At 64.9% G+C, this 16,869-nt stretch carries 14 protein-coding genes; 8 read left to right on the plus strand and 6 right to left on the minus strand.

The annotated features are described in order from the left end of the window. Positions 1–359: 359 nt before the first annotated feature. The 5 genes from RJQ10_RS01085 (at position 360) to RJQ10_RS01105 (ending at position 4,376) form a co-directional block, all read left to right on the plus strand. A complete protein-coding gene (locus RJQ10_RS01085) occupies positions 360–1,583 on the plus strand; it encodes an acyl-CoA dehydrogenase family protein (protein WP_350142749.1) in 1,224 nt (407 codons plus the stop codon). Further along, positions 1,576–1,974, plus strand: coding sequence for an HIT family protein (locus RJQ10_RS01090; protein WP_350142751.1), 399 nt, complete (start codon positions 1,576–1,578; stop codon positions 1,972–1,974). The genes RJQ10_RS01085 and RJQ10_RS01090 overlap by 8 nt, the downstream gene beginning before the upstream one ends. Beyond that, positions 1,964–2,701 carry an SDR family NAD(P)-dependent oxidoreductase gene (locus RJQ10_RS01095; protein WP_350142753.1) on the plus strand — a complete coding sequence of 246 codons (738 nt, stop codon included), beginning with the start codon at positions 1,964–1,966 and terminating at the stop codon, positions 2,699–2,701. Before RJQ10_RS01090 ends, RJQ10_RS01095 begins: the two co-directional genes overlap by 11 nt. Positions 2,702–2,755: 54 nt before the next feature. Further along, positions 2,756–3,388 (plus strand): glutathione S-transferase family protein, encoded by a 633-nt coding sequence (locus tag RJQ10_RS01100; RefSeq protein ID WP_350142755.1) that lies wholly within the window; start codon positions 2,756–2,758, stop codon positions 3,386–3,388. 157 nt (positions 3,389–3,545) lie between these two features. Beyond that, a complete protein-coding gene (locus RJQ10_RS01105) occupies positions 3,546–4,376 on the plus strand; it encodes an HAD family hydrolase (protein WP_350142757.1) in 831 nt (276 codons plus the stop codon). Here the strand turns inward: RJQ10_RS01105 and RJQ10_RS01110 are convergent. The 3 genes from RJQ10_RS01110 to RJQ10_RS01120 are packed head-to-tail and all read right to left on the minus strand — an operon-like array spanning position 4,373 to position 7,282. Further along, the gene (locus RJQ10_RS01110; RefSeq protein ID WP_350142759.1) at positions 4,373–5,020 is read right to left on the minus strand and encodes a hypothetical protein; all 648 of its coding nucleotides are present in this window, start codon (positions 5,018–5,020) and stop codon (positions 4,373–4,375) included. The genes RJQ10_RS01105 and RJQ10_RS01110 overlap by 4 nt on opposite strands. 50 nt (positions 5,021–5,070) lie before the next feature. Beyond that, entirely contained in the window at positions 5,071–7,020 is a 1,950-nt protein-coding gene (locus RJQ10_RS01115; protein ID WP_350142761.1) for a serine/threonine-protein kinase, read from the minus strand. Between the two features lie 10 nt (positions 7,021–7,030). After that, on the minus strand, positions 7,031–7,282 hold the full coding sequence (locus RJQ10_RS01120) for a hypothetical protein (protein WP_350142763.1): 252 nt from the start codon (positions 7,280–7,282) through the stop codon (positions 7,031–7,033). Between RJQ10_RS01120 and RJQ10_RS01125 the strand changes: the two genes are divergently transcribed. From RJQ10_RS01125 to RJQ10_RS01135, 3 genes are read left to right on the plus strand one after another with little or no spacing between them, the layout of a single operon-like run. Next, complete coding sequence (locus RJQ10_RS01125; protein WP_350142765.1) at positions 7,275–9,041, plus strand: lyase; 1,767 nt, start codon at positions 7,275–7,277, stop codon at positions 9,039–9,041. The two genes, RJQ10_RS01120 and RJQ10_RS01125, sit on opposite strands and share 8 nt — an antisense overlap. After that, positions 9,041–10,942: a pyrroloquinoline quinone-dependent dehydrogenase gene (locus RJQ10_RS01130; protein WP_350142767.1), complete on the plus strand. Its 1,902-nt coding sequence runs from the start codon at positions 9,041–9,043 to the stop codon at positions 10,940–10,942. Before RJQ10_RS01125 ends, RJQ10_RS01130 begins: the two co-directional genes overlap by 1 nt. Beyond that, on the plus strand, positions 10,939–12,891 hold the full coding sequence (locus RJQ10_RS01135) for an outer membrane protein assembly factor BamB family protein (RefSeq protein WP_350142770.1): 1,953 nt from the start codon (positions 10,939–10,941) through the stop codon (positions 12,889–12,891). Before RJQ10_RS01130 ends, RJQ10_RS01135 begins: the two co-directional genes overlap by 4 nt. A 13-nt stretch (positions 12,892–12,904) precedes the next feature. On the opposite strand, the gene RJQ10_RS01140 is transcribed toward RJQ10_RS01135, so the two are convergent. From RJQ10_RS01140 to RJQ10_RS01150, 3 genes are all read right to left on the minus strand, one after another. Further along, complete coding sequence (locus RJQ10_RS01140) at positions 12,905–15,256, minus strand: efflux RND transporter permease subunit (RefSeq protein ID WP_350142772.1); 2,352 nt, start codon at positions 15,254–15,256, stop codon at positions 12,905–12,907. Further along, complete coding sequence (locus RJQ10_RS01145) at positions 15,253–16,389, minus strand: WD40/YVTN/BNR-like repeat-containing protein (RefSeq protein WP_350142774.1); 1,137 nt, start codon at positions 16,387–16,389, stop codon at positions 15,253–15,255. Before RJQ10_RS01145 ends, RJQ10_RS01140 begins: the two co-directional genes overlap by 4 nt. Before the next feature lie 10 nt (positions 16,390–16,399). Next, a partial coding sequence (locus RJQ10_RS01150; RefSeq protein ID WP_350142776.1) for a DUF1329 domain-containing protein occupies positions 16,400–16,869 on the minus strand: 470 nt, incomplete at its 5' end.

Below are 16,869 nucleotides of genomic sequence, written 5' to 3' on the forward strand. Positions count from 1 at the left end.
TGCCAAGCCCGCTCGCAGCGTGCGCCGCCAGACGCCAGCGCAAGATCACCGCAGGAACGCGCGCCGCATGCGCCCGCAGTGGAGAAAAAGGCTATTCCTGACCGGGAGCGACGCTGCGGCCGTCAGGCCGCAAGGGAAACGAAGCTTCCACCGAACATCGCAGCGGCCGTCAGGCCGCCACGCAAACAGAACGTTCGATCAAGCGTTACAGCGGCCCTCAGGTCGCCAACCGAACGAAGCGTCCCACTGAGCGGGCAGCCGCCGCCAGAAGACCCGGTAGATCACCACACAAACACGATTTCCGTCCCTCCCCGGCAGCGGCTACACTGTGCGCCTCGAAAACGGCCCAGGAGAACACCGTGTATAGTTTCAGTGACCAGTCATACGCTTACCAGGAACGCCTGCAGGCGTTTATGGACGAACACATCTACCCCAATGAATCCGCCTACGCCGAGCAGCTGCATCACGCGCCCTCGCGCTTTGCCGCCCTGCCGCTGATGGACGAGCTGAAAGGGAAGGCGAAGGCGGCCGGCCTGTGGAACCTGTTCATCTCGCCCCACGAAGCGGAGTTCGCCGACCACGACGGTTTCAGCAACTTCGACTACGCGCCGCTGGCGGAAATGATGGGCCGGGTGCTGTGGTCGCCGGAAGTGTTCAACTGCAACGCCCCGGACACCGGCAACATGGAGGTGCTGATGCGCTACGGCAACGCCGAGCAGCAGGAGCGCTGGTTGCGGCCGCTGCTGGCGGGAGAAATCCGCTCTTCCTACGCCATGACCGAACCCCAGGTCGCCTCCTCCGACGCGACCAACGTGGAGTTGCGCATCGATCAGGACGGCGATCACTGGGTGCTCAACGGTCGCAAGTGGTTTATCACCAGCGCCATGTACGAGCGCACGCAAATTTTTATCGTCATGGGCAAGTCCGATCCGGAAAACCCCAACCGCCACCTGCAGCAGAGCCAGATCCTGGTACCGAAGGGCACTCCGGGCCTGACCGTGGTGCGGCCGCTGACCACCCTGGGCTACGACGACGCCCCGCTGGGGCACGCGGAGATCCTGTTCGAGAACGTGCGGGTACCCGCCGGCAACATGCTGCTCGGCCCCGGCCGCGGCTTCGAGATCGCCCAGGGCCGTCTCGGGCCGGGCCGGATCCACCACTGCATGCGTTTAATTGGCGCGGCCCAGCGCTCGCTGGAACTGGCCTGCCAGCGGGCAGAAAGCCGCACCACCTTCGGTCGCAAGCTGAGCCAGCACCAGTCCGTGCGCGAGGACCTGTCGCGCTGCTTCTCGGACATCGAGATGGGCCGGCTGCTGCTGCTGAAAACCTGTCACAAAATGGACGAACTGACGCCGCAGGGTTCCCTGGACTATATCGCCGCCGCCAAGAGCACGGTGCCGCTGCTGATGCAGAACGTGATCGACCGCTGCATGCAGATTCACGGCGCCGGCGGCCTCACCGAGGACTACATGATGGCCGAGGCCTTCAACTACGCCCGCTGGTGTCGCCAGGCGGACGGCCCGGACCAGGTCCACCAGATGGCCCTGGGTAAAATGGTCATCAAGCGCTATACCGATGCCTGAGCTACACCCGCAGCTGCTGGCGGACTGCCATCGCCTGGGCGCGATGGCGGGAGGAGAGCTGCTGCTCTCGCGCAATGCCGCCCTGCACTGGTTTATCCTGGTGCCGGCAACCGGGCATGCGGACCTGCTGGATCTCCCCTCCCACCAGTTACAGCAGGTGCTGGCGGACTGCCAGGCGCTGTCGCAGTGGCTGAAGCGGTCGCAGGGCTACCCCAAGGTGAACTTTGCCGCCCTGGGCAATGTCGTGCCGCAAATGCATCTGCACGTCGTCGGCCGCAGGACTGACGATGCCTGCTGGCCGCGACCGGTCTGGGGCAATCTGCCACCCGGACCCGCCTGGCAGCCAGCCGCACTGGATGCCATCCGACGGGAGCTCGAGCTTGACGACTGAGCGCAGCGCGCTGGTGATTTGCGCCTCGGGCGGTATCGGCACGGCGGTAGCGCAGCGACTGCTCGCAGACAGCCGCTACGACACGGTGTTCTGCGTCAGCCGTGCCGCGACCCCACCAGCGGCACTGGACACCGCGGCGCAACTGCGCTGGCTCCCCTGCGGCGGATCTGCCGGGGACATCGCGCTGGCACGCGAGGAATTGGGCGATGCGGTCGGTCAGCTGGCCAGGGTCGTGATCTGCAGCGGCATTCTGCACCAGGGCGACAGGGGACCGGAGAAATCACTGGAACAGCTGGATGCGGACTGGATGCAAACGCTGTTCTACGCCAACAGCATCACCCCGATGCTGTGGCTCCAGGCGCTGGCGAAAGGCCTCGGGCGCAAGCAGGATTGCGTGATCGCCGCCCTGAGCGCACGGGTGGGCAGCATCGGCGACAACAGACTGGGCGGCTGGTACGGCTACCGCGCCTCCAAGTCCGCCCTCAACATGCTGCTGCAAACTGCCGCCGTGGAGCTGGCCCGCCGCGCCCCCGCGACCAAGCTCATCGCCTTCCACCCGGGCACCACCGATACCGCGCTGTCACGCCCCTTCCAGGGCAACGTGCCGGCGGGAAAACTGTTCACCCCGGATTTCGTGGCCGACAGGCTACTGGCCATCATGGACGCCGCGCGGCCGGATGCGGCACTGTCCTACCTGGACTGGGACAATAAGACCATCCCCTGGTAGCAGGCGTGCTAACCTGTGATGACAACGGATAACAACATCAGAGGGAGTACTGACATGCTGGTCGTCCACCACCTCAACAACTCGCGCTCCCAGCGCGTGCTCTGGCTGCTGGAAGAGCTGGAACTACCGTACAAAATCGTCCGCTACCAGCGCGATACAGGCACCAATCTGGCACCCGCGGCACTGGAAGCCGTGCACCCGCTGGGCAAGTCGCCCCTGCTCGGGGACGGTGACCGGGTGATTATCGAGTCCGGCGCCATTATCGACTATGTGCTGCGCCGCCACGGTGGCGGCCGCCTGCTGCCGGAACCCGGCAGCGATGAGCACGAAGAGTACCTGCAGTGGCTGCACTACGCCGAGGGCAGCGCCATGTTGCCGCTGATGCTGCGCATGTACACCTCGCGCCTGCCGGACAAGGGCGCTGAGCTGCAGCCGCGGATCAACGACGAACTGGAACGCCACCTGGGCTATATCGATGCGGCGCTGGAGGGCGTTGACTGGCTGGTCGGCAATAGTTTCTCCGGGGCCGACATCCAGCTCTCCTTTGTCGCCGAGATTGCGCCACTGCTGCATACCCTGGAACCCTACCCCAACCTCGCGGCCTTCCGCGGCCGTATCCACGCCCGCCCCGCCTACCGGCGCGCACTGGAGAAAGGCGGCGAATACGCCTTCGGCCCGCCCAGCTGAAGAGACAGCGTTGAGGGGCACGGCCCGGGCAGCTTGCAGGGCTGCTGCCCCGATCCTGTCGACTTCATAGTCACTGCGTTCTCGACCTCCAGCCGGCGAACCGCTATCCTCCCCGGCTTGCCTGCACTACCTTCCCTGACACACGCCTGGAGTCATTTTGGAACTGGTTGTTTTCGATCTCGATGGCACTCTGCTCGACAGCCGCTCAAGCATCAGCCCCTACACGCGGGACACCCTGCGCCTGCTGGCGGAAAACGGCATCGCCTATACCGTGGCCACCGGTCGCACCCTGCATGCCGCACGCGATATCCTGCAGGGCCACGGCTTTACCCTGCCCCAGGTGTTCAAGAATGGCGCCGTGATCTGGTGCCCGCGGGCGGAGGACTACAGCCACACTACCTTTCTGACCCAGGGCGAGATCGAGCATGTGCTGACGGCGGTGATGGCCCAGGATGTCACCCCCTTCATCTTCACCCTGGCGCCCGGGAACTACCACGCCATCTATCACACACCGCTGCGCAACGATGTGGAGCGGCGCCTGGCGGAGGAGTTCAAAAAGCGCTCGGAGGTCGACGTGCTCGCCGTGGAGAAGATGCCGGCGGATGCAGACATCACCAATGTCAGCGCCCTGGGCAAGCCGGAGGCGATCGCTGCGGTCGCCCGCATGGTCGAGGATGAAGCCAGCCTGGTGGCCTATAGCGGCGACGCCCTCGAAGGCTCGGCACTGAAATGGATCGACATACATCACATCGATGCCAGCAAGGGCAACGCCGTGACGCGGTTGAAGGAGGACCTGGGGATAAACCGCGTGCTGTGCTTCGGCGACAGCGACAACGATCTCAGTATGTTCGCCCTGGCGGACGAGTGCTATGCGCCGGAAAACGCCAAGGACTATGTCAAGGACGTGGCGACCGAGGTGATCGGCCACCACGACGAGGATGGTATCGCGCGTTTCCTGCGCCGGCGCTTCGGGCTGCCTGCAGCCTAAAAACCGGCCCGCGCCAGCCGCACTGCTCCGCTGCCATCGACCTGCAGCACCAGCTGCAACCCGTGCTTCTGGTCACCCACCTGCTCGCCGTTCAGCAACAAATGCGTGCTCACCGGGTAGACACCCTGCGGCAATCCTTCCGGCAAGGTGAAGGTGAACTCACTGGTGAAGGCGCCACCGTTGGCGGTGCTGGAACCCGGCGCCTTGATCATGCTGTTGAGCGCGATGCTGTTGTCGTCGTTGTCCCAGATCGTCAGTTTTTCCTCGATGGTAGCGCGGGTACCGCTGGTCCCCGGCACGACCTCGATATGGGACTTTACCCGCACTTCGGTGCCCGGGCGCACGGATGTACCCGGCAGTATCTCGCTGCGATAGGCGCTGACCTTGGGGTTGACCGGCAGGCTGCCGGTTTCTTTTTCGAATTCGGCGGACACTTCGCGATCGGACTTTACCTGGGTGGTGGTGTAGCCGATGATCATCCCGCGGATCATGTCGCTGGTGGTCTGAACCACCACCTGCCTGACCGTATCCTCGGCAGTGCGCTGCACCGAGTCCGCCAGCTCCTTGAAAAAGTTGGCCTGGCTGGCACTGCTCACACCCAGCGCGAGCCCGAGGCCGGTGACCATCCTGGTAACAGCTTTCATCGTATTTCCCCCTGCAGCCAGGTGGGCTGCTGTTTTACCTGAACCATAGCTTACTGTATGGAAATGTTCATTTTTGCCTTGTTCTGCGCCTCATCCGCGCGCTGGACCAGGGCCCGGGCACCCGGGTGCCCCGGAATGATTGCCAGCGCAGATTCCGACTTGGCAATAGTACAGCTGTAGTTCTTGCGCTGAAAGCAGTCTTCAGCCTCCTTCAGAAAGCCGGCCACCGTCTGCTCGCGGAACCGCTGCTGCTCGCGCCCAGCCGCCGCGGACTGCTGTAATTCCAGTGCGCCGGCGTTGTCGGCGTCCGCGGACCTGAGCTGGGCAACCCGATCATCGACGCAGGCAAAATCGTTCATCCGCAGGCAAGCGCGGCCCTCGGCCAACAGCAATGCCAGCCGCTCTTCGCGATCCCTGGCCGCGGCCATCAGGGCAGCGGCCAGGGCATCCACTGCGCGCTGGGACGCCTCAAGTTCCGCCGGCTGGGCACCGGCTTCGCGGGCACTGGCAAGGGCAACACGCGCGCAATCAATGTCACCGCCGTCAACGCAGCTGCGCGCAGCCTGCAGGTGCCCGGCAATGGTCTGGCGGGCAAGCTCCCGCTCGACCCGCTGCAGCAGCAGAGTGGCCTGTGCCTGGCCCGGCACCAGGTCCAGCAGGGCGCGCAGCCGGCTGCCGGCGCAGGCGTAATCACCCGCGTCAAAGCAGGCCTCGGCGTCCGCGAGGCGGGTGCTGACCAGTTGCTCCTGCTGCGCCTCCGCCTGGGCACTCTCTGCCGCCGCCAGCAACTGGCCCGCTTCGGGGTGCTGTGGTGCCAAATTGCGCACTACCAGCGCGTTTTCGATGGTGCACTTGTAGTCCTGGCTGTAAAAGCAGTCCTTGGCGGCCTGCATCCGGGTGTCGATAACCCGCTGTTGCTCCTGCCCGGCTTGCATTTGCTGGTAACCAAACCAGCCCCCGGCGACGACCAACACCAGCCCCAGCGCCACAATCCCCTTCAGACTCCCGCCGCGTTTCGGTGGCAGCATCGCATTGCGAAAGGCGTCGATAGTGGCCGGGCGCCGGCTCTTCTCCGGATTCAGGGCGGCGCTCAGCGCCTGCCATTCACGATTGTTGAGTACCGCAGGACGAGGCGGCTTGAGGTGCTCCGCCAGCGCATCCGCGGCGCTCTTGCGGCCATAGGGGTGTTCACCGGTCAGCATGATGTAGAGCACGCAGGCCAGGGCATAGACATCATCGCTGAAACTGGGCGGCTCTCCCCGGGCCATCTCCACGGTGGCGTAGGCGGGGGTCAGCGCACCCAGGTCACCGGCGTCGTAGTCGTGACTGACCGCGCTCTTGTTGGCGGCGCGGGCGATACCGAAATCGAGGATCTTGACCGTGCCGCCGGTAGTGACAAAAATGTTGCCGGGCTTGAAGTCGGAATGGATCAGGCCGCGCTTGTGGGCATAGTCCAGGCCCGAGCAGAGATCGTTGAAGTAGCGCATGGCCACTTCCTTGCTGAACGGGGCTTCCAGCTGCAACAGACTGTCCAGGGGATCGCCCTTCAACAGCTCCATGGTCATGAAGATCGTGTTGCCGTCGCGGTCAAAGTCATGCACGGTAACGATGTTCGGGTGCGCCAGCTTCTGCGACTTCACTGCTTCCTGCTGCAGAGAGACGAAAGCCTGGGGATGGTCCTTGAAATTCTGTCCCAGCACTTTGACTGCGATATAAGGGTTGCGATCTTCCGCTTCAACCTTGCGCAGGTCGCGGGCCTTGTACACCAGGCCCATGCCCCCCTCCCCCAGCACATCCTCCAGGACAAAGCGCTTCTTCAGCAGGCGGCCACTCTCCGAGCGCGCCTTCTGCGCCAGCTGGCGGGCCTTGTCGAAGCCGGTCGACGTCTGGGTGGCGCTCTGGTACTCCGTGTAATCACCCGGGGGAGACTGGGATGGTGCTTCCCGTTCACCGGGCAGCGACCCTTCCGGGTTGATCTCGGTGGCGTCAGCGTCAGGCACACCCACGCCGTCATCGGTTGACGAATCCTGCGTTTTGTTCCTGTCTTCCAATCTGCACACCCTCGCCTGTTACACCTGCCCGCTGTTTGGTCGCGAACAGCTGTGAGTATAGAGTCATGCGGTGCAGGCCGCTACCACCGGGATCAGGCCGGCATTTCTGCCAATACTTTAACTGAGCTGCAAAGACATATCCCGCTTTGTAGCAAAACGCCAAAAATGCTACAAAGCACCCCTGCTCTGCAAAGGTGCGAATAATGACCATAAAGCAATCCTGGCTGACACTGTTGCTACTGGCTTCCAGCGGCAGTCACGCGGCGGACTTCCTGGTTACCGATGCCGCCGGCGAGCCCGTCAGCCCGGCCATGGTCACCGCCAGTCCCCTGGCAGCCCCGGAGGTCACCCTCGGCGACATGGGGTACCCGCCCCACGGCGTCACCAATCGCGCGGCGGTCACGCTCACCCGCTTCACCGATGCCGCTGGCCGGGCCAGTTTTGCAGCCCCCCTTGACGCCCACAGTATCCGCGTACGCGCCCGGGGTTTTATCGACGCGACCCTCTCGGCACCTGCCGGCGAAGGCCCTACCGAAGTGGTGCTGCAGCCCATGTCGCGGGAACAATACATCGCCAGCTTTCCCTCCAATGTCTGGCTGTCGCAGCTGCGATTCGGTGGCGACGCCGGGTTGAAGAAAACCTTCCAGCTCAACTGTGCCTTCTGTCACCAGCAGGCCTCGCCCTTCATGCGCAACGAGCGCACGGTGGAACAGTGGCTCGGCGTGTTCGAGCGCATGAACAGCTACGGCGCGCGGCTGCCGGCAGAGGACCACCAGCGCATTGCGGAGCTGCTGCAGCGGGAACTGCGGGAACTGCGCGAGAACCCGCAGCAGGTGCCCGAACCGCGGCCCTGGGACCCCTACCTCGCAGACTACGAGATAACCGAGTGGCCCATTGGCGACGGCTTCTCGCAAATGCATGACTTCCTGTTGCACCCCAATGGTTTTGTCTACGTGGGTGACAACCTTTTCGACCGGATCTACGAGGTCAATCCGGACACCGGCGACTACACCGTATACAAGGTGCCGCACCGTGACGGCGACACCACCGGCGGCATTCTCGGCAACCGCTTCACCGTGTTTCCCAAGATGGACAACACCATGGGCGTCCACTCCTTCGCCTACTCGAAGCGCGACGGCAATATTTTCATCACCCCGTCCATGCAGCAGGCGCTGCTGGAATTCAATCCCGAAACCAAGGCCTTCACCATTCACGAGATGGACGCGGGCTACTACCCCCACACCATTCGTACCGATGACCAGGACCGGGTCTGGTTTACCCTGGCCCTGTCCTCCCAGGTCGCGCGCTTCGACCGCGACAGCGGCGAGTTCACCCTCTACGACCTGCCCGCGCGCAGCATCCGCGAATGGCTGGTGCTGAAAGTGCTGCCGTTCATCTTCTGGATGGATCCGGAGCGGCGCCCGCAACCGGCGCCGGACCGGGAGGGCACGGGCCTGCCAATGCCGTACGGCATTGACGTGGCGCCGGACGGCCGGGTCTGGGTAGCGCGGCTCTACGCCAACGACCTGGCGGTCATTGATCCCGCGACCGACGAGGTCACCATGATCGACTTTCCTTTCGAGGGACCGCGGCGGCTGCGGGCCGATGCCGACGGCAAGCTGTGGATCGTGGCTTTCCAGGACTCCCTGCTGGTGCAGTACGACCCGGCCAGCGACACTTTCACAGACTATCCGCTGCCGGTACGCAACGAGATTCCCTACGCCCTCAACGTCGACCGCGAACGGGGCACGGTGTGGGTCAACGGCAACCAGTCCGACACCATCATGAGTTTCGACATCGCCAGCGAGCGCTGGCGGGTGTACCCGATGCCGCGGCAGCGCTTCTTTACCCGGGATATCGAAGTGGCCGATGACAGCGGCGCCATCTACACCAGCAACTCCCATTTCCCCACCTGGCAAACCGAGGGCGGCGTACCAACGCTGCTGCGCATCACCCCGCTGGCGGAGTAATGACCTTGGCCGGCGCGGGTTTTCGATGGCTGTTGCTGGCGCTGTGTGCCGGCAGCGTCGCGGCCAGCGACTGGCCGGTCTACGGCGGAGATGCCGGCGGCAGCCACTACAGCCCTCTGGACCAGATCACCCGCGACAACGTGGCGCAGCTGCAGGTCGCCTGGGCGTTCCGCAGCGGCGACAGCGAAACCTTCGGCGCGGCCATGGCACAGACCTCCGCCCAGAGCACGCCCATTCTGCTGCCCGAGGCTGCGGGCGCCAGCCTGGTGTACTGCACTCCCTTCAACCGCGTCATTGCCCTGGACCCCGGCAGCGGCGTGCAGCGCTGGGATTTCGATCCCGGAATCGACCGCGGCGGCGATCGCCCTTTCCGCTGCCGGGGCGTCAGCTACGCCGAGGACCGGGAGACCGCCGCCGGCGAACACTGCCGACAGCGCCTGTTCCTGGCCACCCACGACCGTCAGCTGTGGGCTATCGACGCCGTCGACGGCAAACCCTGTAGCGGCTTCGGTGACAACGGCCGGGTGGCATTGTATGGCAGCAGCGGCCAGGCCCCGGGGGAGATCAGCAATTCATCCGCACCGGTGATTGCCAATGGCGTGGTGGTCACCGGGTCCACAGTGATCGACTTCACCCGTGCCACCACCCCGCGGGGCGTGGTGCAGGCGTTCGCCAGCCACAGCGGGGCTCCCCTGTGGCAGTTCGATCCCCTGGCGGGTCACCCCGACAGCGGCAGCGCCAATGTCTGGGCACCGATGTCGGTGGATGCGGAGCATGGCCTGGTGTACCTGCCCACCAGCGCACCGTCTCCCGACTATTACGGCGCCGCCCGCCCGGGCGACAATCTGTACGCCAACAGTGTGGTCGCCCTGGAGCTTGGCAGCGGCGCCGTGCGCTGGCACTTCCAGCATGTGCGCCACGATCTCTGGGACTACGATACTCCGGCCCAGCCGATCCTGTTCGACTGGCAGCGCGACGGCGCACGGGTACCCGCGCTGGCGCAGGTGACCAAACAGGGCTTCGTGTTCGTGCTCAACCGGCTCACGGGGACATCCCTGTGGGAAATCACCGAACAACCCGTGCCCCCATCGCAGATTCCCGGAGAGATCACCGCGCGTACCCAGCCCAAACCCATCGCTCCGCCACCCCTGCTGGACGGCTTCCTGATGCCCGGTGATGCCTGGGGACTGACACCGCTGGATCGCGGTCACTGTCGACGCCAGCTGGCGGCGCTGCACAACCTGGGCCTGTTCACCCCGCTCAGCGAGACCCGGACCCTGATGTATCCGGGCAGTCTGGGCGGGCCCAACTGGGGCGGCGGCGCGCTGCTTCCCGGGCGGGGTGTGCTGCTGGTCAACGTCAACAATGTGGCATTTACCGGCCGACTGGTTCCGGTTGCCGATGACCCCGGTGGGCGGGAGCTGCCGACTGCCGGCAAGCGGTTTCGGGTGCCGATGGCGGGGACGCCCTACGCGATTGAGATAGAGAGCCTGCAATCCTTCCTCGGCCTGCCCTGCAACCCGCCACCCTGGGGCAAACTGCTGGCAGTGGACCTGTACGGCGGGCGCATCCTCTGGGAAACGGCGCTGGGCTCCGTGCATGAAATGGGCCCGGTCAGGGCGCCGCTGCACATCGAGTGGGGCACACCGAACCTGGGTGGCGGCATCGCCACGGCGGGCGGCCTGTTCTTTATCGGCGCCACCATGGACCGGCAGATCCGCGCCTTCGATAGCGCCAACGGCGCCACCCTCTGGCGCCATACCCTGCCGGTGGACGCCACCGCCACCCCCATGACCTACAGCTATCGCGGCCGCCAGTACCTGGTGATCAACGCCGGCGGCCACGCCATGTTCAACCGCGGCAGCGGCGACTATCTCTACGCATTCGGGCTCCCACAATGAAAAAGACCCTGCTTGCCATATTGCTGCTGAGCGCCGGCATCGCCGCCTGGCTCGGCAGCGAGGGCCTGTTCCAGCACCCGGCGCGAACCGTGGAAACCCTGGCCATGCGCCACGCCGACAAACTGCCGCTGGCCTGGCTCGGTGGCCGCCTGTACCAGCGGCACTGCGCCGAGTGCCACGAGAATCCGGCGATGAAGGCGCCCACCCGCCAGGCCCTGGGCAATCTCTCGCGGGAGGGCATCATGGTGTCCCTGGAGTTCGGCAAGATGCAGCCCATGGCGGCTCACCTGAGCAAACAGCAGAGGGGGCTGATCGGTATCTACCTGACCGATTCCGCAGAGGGCGTATACGACTGGATGGACGGGATTGCCTGCGAGGCAACCGACACCGGCGAGCGTCCTGTGCGCGTTGGCCACTGGGGCCTGGGGCCGGACAACCGGCGCTTCCTGGACACCGAGGCGGCCGGCATTGACCGCAGCAACGTCGGCTCCCTGGAATTGGCCTGGAGCCTGGCCCTGCCGCGGGTCACGGACATGCGCTCCCAGCCGGCAATTATCGGCGACACCCTGTACCTGGGTGATCGCGCCGGCATGCTCTATGCGCTGGACCGCAACAGCGGCTGCCTGCGCGGGCATACCGAGATATTGGCCGGTGTGCGCTCCGCGATCACGGTGGCAGAGCTGACAGACGGCCGTCGCCTGCTGGTGTTCGCCGATTCGCTGGCCAATCTGTTCGCCCTGGACCCGGAGACCCTGGACACGGTGTGGCAGGGCTCGGCCCGGGTATTCGACACCTCGGTGGTCACCGGCTCCATCAGTTTCCACAACGACCGCCTGTATGTGCCGGTGTCCTCCTACGAGGTTGCGGTGGCGGGCAGCCCCGACTACACCTGCTGCCGCTCCCACGGTGCGGTGCTGGCCCTGGACGCCCGCAGCGGCAAGCAGCTGTGGGCGTGGCACGCCACAGCCGATGCCACCCTGCAGGGCCAGAACGCGGACGGCGTCGACCAGTACGGGCCGTCGGGCGCCGTGGTGTGGACCACTCCGGCCATCGACACTGCCCGCAACCGGCTCTATATCGGTACCGGCCAGAACCTGTCGCGCCCCGCCACCGGCACCAGCGACGCCATCGTCGCCCTGGATCTGGACAGTGGCGAACCGGCGTGGATTTTCCAGGCCACCGCCGACGATGTCTGGAATGCGGCCTGCCAGAACGCGGGCGCCAACTGCCCGAAGCAGCCGGGACCGGACTTCGATTTCGGCGCCTCGGTGATCATCGCGGATCTCCCCGACGGTGGTCAGCTGCTGCTCGCGGGGCAAAAATCGGGGGCGATCCACGCCCTCAATCCCGATCCTGTTGGCGCCGCGGGAGAGCGCCTGTGGTCGCGGCGGATCAGCCAGGGCACCACCAACGGCGGTATCCACTGGGGCATGGGCCTCTCTGGTACACGCCTGGTCGCACCCGTTGCCGATCCGGAGCGGGACACACCCGGCTATACGCCCGCGCCCGGCCTGTACGCCGTGGATATCACTACCGGCGCCCTGGCGTGGCAGCATCCGGTCAGCCGCGGCTGCGACTTCCCCAACCAGCACCGGCCCCTGGTGGGCCTGGCCCAGGTCCGCGCCGGTGGCGGCCAGCCGCTGCAGGAACAGTACCGGTGTTCGTTCTACTACGGGCTCTCTGCCGCCCCCACGGTGACCCCGGAACTGGCCTTCAGTGCCGGCCTCGATGGCCGGGTTCGGGCTTTCGACCTGGCCACGGGCGAAGTGTTGTGGGAAACAGCGACGGCGGTACCGGTCACTGCCAGTAACGGCCTCGCCGGCCACGGTGGCGCAATCGATGTGGGCGGCCAGGTGGTGGCCGATGGCTGGCTGTACGTGCAGTCCGGCTACAGCATGTTTGGCCAGCTGCCGGGCAACCTGCTGCTGGCCTATCGGGTCCGGGAGTGACCGCCGCCGGCCGCTAGGCCTTGCTGCCGCGGGGCGACAGCAGCCAGGCCAGGGCGGGCAGGAACAGCAGCGCCCCCACCATGTTCCAGAAGAACATGAAGGTCAGCATCAGGCCCATGTCGGCCTGGAACTTGATCGGCGAGAACATCCAGGTACCGACGCCAACCGCCAGGGTGAGGCCGGTAAATGCCACCGCCGTACCGCTGGACTTCAGGGCGTAGAAATAGGCGTTCTCCAGCGACTCGCCGTGACGCAGATAGGACTGTAGCGAAGAGTAGATGTAGATACCGTAGTCCACCCCGATGCCCACGCCCAGGGCGATCACCGGCAAAGTGGCGACCTTGACGCCAATACCCAGCGCCGCCATCAGGGCCTGGCCCAGCACCGAGGTCAGCATCAGCGGGACGATGATGCAGGCGGTAATGCGCAGGGAGCGGAAGTTGAGCAGGCACAGCGCAATCACCACACCGTATACCCACAGCAGCATCTTGATCTGGGCATCGCGGATGACGATATTGGTCGCGGCCTCGACCCCGGCATTGCCCGCGGCCATTTCAAACTGGAGATCGTCACTGTTGTAGGTGTCGGCGAACTGCGCCACCTCGGCGACCACGCCGTCCAGGGTGTCGGCCTTGTGATCATCCAGGAACAGGATGACAGGGGCCATGGAGCAGTCGGTATTGCGCAGCATATTGGGTGCGCTGCTCAGGGAATTGTTGAGAATATAGCGATTGCGACTGGTTTCATGCCACTTCGGGCTGCCCTCGTTCATGCCCTGGATGGCCAGCTTGGACACATCGACCAGGGACATGGCGGACTGCACCCCGGGCACGGTCTCCATCACGCCCTGGAAATAGTTCACCGCCGACACGAACTCGTAACTGCCGCACTGCTGCACGCCGGTGCTCGCCATCACCACGAACACGTCGGTACTGGTGGAATAATTGCGGGTGAGAAAGGCATTGTCCTTGTTGTAGCGGGAATCGGGGCGCAATTCCGGCGCACCCGGGTCGAGGTCACCGATCTTCTGGAACTGGCCGTAGTAGAGGCCGCCGGCAAACATCACCGCGCACACCGCGAGGATGGTAATCGCCGGTCCCCGGCGGGTAGTCTTCGCCAGCAGGCGCCAGTGGCTGAAGCGGCTGTTTTCCTTGGCGGAGCGGTAGCTGACACAGCGGTCGGAAATGCCGGTAAAGGTCAGCACCAGGGGCAGCAGGAGCAGGTTGGTCAATACCAGTACGGCAATCCCGGTGGCAGCCACCACCGCCAGTTCCTGGATCACCGGGATGTCGATCACCCGCAGGGTGAAAAAGCCCACGCCGTCGCTCACCAGCGCCACAAAGCCCGGCTTGGACAGGCGTATGAAGGTCAGCCGCGCCGCTTCGATCCGCGACACCTTGTGATAAATGAAATTGCCGAAGCGATTGATGATCTGGACCGAGTGGCTGACACCCACCGCGAATACCAGGAACGGCACCAGCATCGAATACGGATCCAGCCCCATGCCCATGAGCTTGAGCAGGCCCATTTGCCAGACCACGGCCACCGTGGAACAGAGCAGCGCGGCGGAGGTGAGCCAGCCGCAGCGGGAGTAGATGAACAGCATCACCGCGGTAATCGCAAACGCCACCAGGAAAAACAGCCCCACCAGCGTAGCGCCTTCGATCAGGTCGCCGATCAGCTTGGCGAAGCCGGTGATGCGGATGTTGATGGTGTCCGAACTGTATTTGTCCCGGACCAGCTCCTCGAGGTCCCGGGAAAAGCGGGCGTAGTCCAGCCGTTCGCCGGTGGTCGGGTCGGTCTCGATCAGGGGTGCAACGATGATGGTGGACTTGAAATTGTTGGCGACAATACGCCCTATCTGGCCCGATTTGAGGACGTTCTCGCGCAGCGCTGTCAGCGCCCGCTCGCTGCCGTCGTAGTCATCGGGAATGACCGCGCCGCCGACGAAGCCCTCCTCGGTGACTTCCATCCAGCGGGTATTGGGGGTCCACAGGGACTGCAGCGCAGAGCGGTCGACGCCGTTGATATAGAACACTTCGTCGGTGATGCGCTGCAGCAGGTCCTGGAATTCAGCGCTGAAGATGTCGCCCTCGCGGGTCTCGACAATTATGCGTACCGAGTTGCCCAGCCCCTTGAGATCATCCTGACGGTAGAGGAAGTTCTGGATGAACGGGTGCGATATCGGCAGCATCTTCTCGAAGCTGGCATCCGGCTTGAGCTGGCTGGCCTGCCAGGCAAAGAACACCGTCGCCAGCGCAAACAGCAGGATCAGGGGCAGGCGCGCCCCCATCAGCACGGTGCCCAGCAGTGGTCGCAGCTTGCCGTCTTCCGGTTCTTCCCGGGTACTTTCGTGGTCGGTCACAGGGATTCTGCCTCACTCAGGGGTAACAACCCGGCCATGCCCACCAGCAGGATATCGCCGCTGGCGGCAGTGACCGCCGAAGACAGGCTGGAACGGGACGGATGGCGCCAGCCGCGGACACCGCCGCCTTCAACGCTGGCGAGGACCAGGCCACCGGAGCCCACCATCAGGACCCGGCCGTCCGCCAGCCGGGTGCCGCCGTACAGGCTGTAGCGCTCCGGATTGTCGACCTCCTCCCAGCTCACGCCGCCGTCCGCGGAACGAAATACGTGGCCGCGCAGGCCGTAGGCGTAGAGCTGATCCCCCTGCGCCGCAACGCCAAACAGCGTGCCGTCGTAGAGGTCTTCGACCCGCTCCCAGCTGTTACCGCTATCGCTGGAGTAGTACAACAGCCCGGCTTCGCCGCTGAGATAAAGGCGACCGCCGGCATCCACCGCCAGCGCGTAATAGTGAAAACGGTCCGGGTTGTCGATCCCGCCGATGGCGATTTCCCAGTCACTGCCGCCGTTGTCAGTGCGATACAACATGCCGTAGGCCCCCACCGCGAAGCCGGTGCTGGCATTCAGGAACATGACATCGAGGAACGGGTCCGCGGGGCCGGTATCAATGGCATCCGTGGCGTCCTCCACTGCGAAACTGGCCTCTTCCAGCGCGAACTCCAGCTCCTCGAGCGCCGCGTCGTCCTCTGTCTCAGCCAGCGCCGGTTCCAGTTCCTCTACCCGCTGTTGCGCCCACGCGAGATACTTGCGGTTGGCCGCATTGCCGTCGAACTGCAGGGTCCAGCTGTCGCCGCCATCGCTGCTGTGGAGAATGACGCCGGAGTGGCCCACGGCCCAGCCCAGCTGCGGCTGCGGGAAGTGCAGCGAGGTCAGCGTGACGCTGACCGGCACCGAGGCCTGGCGCCAGCTGCCGCCGTCATCGTCGCTGACAATGATTACCCCGCGCTCACCAGCGGCCACCAGGCGGTCGCCCGCACGGGTGATATCCAGCAGCTGCATACGGGTGGGGTCGTCGAAGGTCACCGCGGGCAGGAAGGCGAAGTCCTCCGCTGCCCGCAGCTGCGCGGGCAGGAGGAAACAGACGGCAATGGTGGCCAGGCCCAGGGACCGCGCCAGAGCACTCAGATAAGCCATGGCGGAGGCCCTAGCGCCGGCCGGCTCGACGCAGGGCGGCCGGGGTGAAGTCCTCGAAGTCACCGACGTAGTCGAAGTCGTACTGGTAACCGCTCTCCTCGTTGTCCAGGCCAATGACCACATAGCGACCGGAGATCAGGTCGTGCAGGGCTTCCGCCGCAATCCAGGGCACTTTCACCTGGTAGTGCTCAACCTTGTGCCCCTCCTTCATCTTCCACAACTCGCCGCGGCCGTCGTAGTGGTCCACCACGGCGATCTGCCAGGTGTCCTCGTCGACATAGAAGGTGCGCCGGGCATAGATGTGCCGTGCATCTTCCTTGAGCGTGGCCTCGACTACCCAGACCCGGTGCAGTTCATAGCGCAGGTACTGCGGGTCCATGTGGCCGGGCTTGATGATATCGGTGTACTTCAGGTCACCGCGACGCAGGGCGTAGGCGTTGTACGGGATGTACAGCTCCTTCTTGCCCACCAGCTCCCAGT

The organism is Haliea sp. (genome assembly GCF_040222615.1).
Classification (GTDB): Bacteria; Pseudomonadota; Gammaproteobacteria; order Pseudomonadales; family Halieaceae; genus Haliea.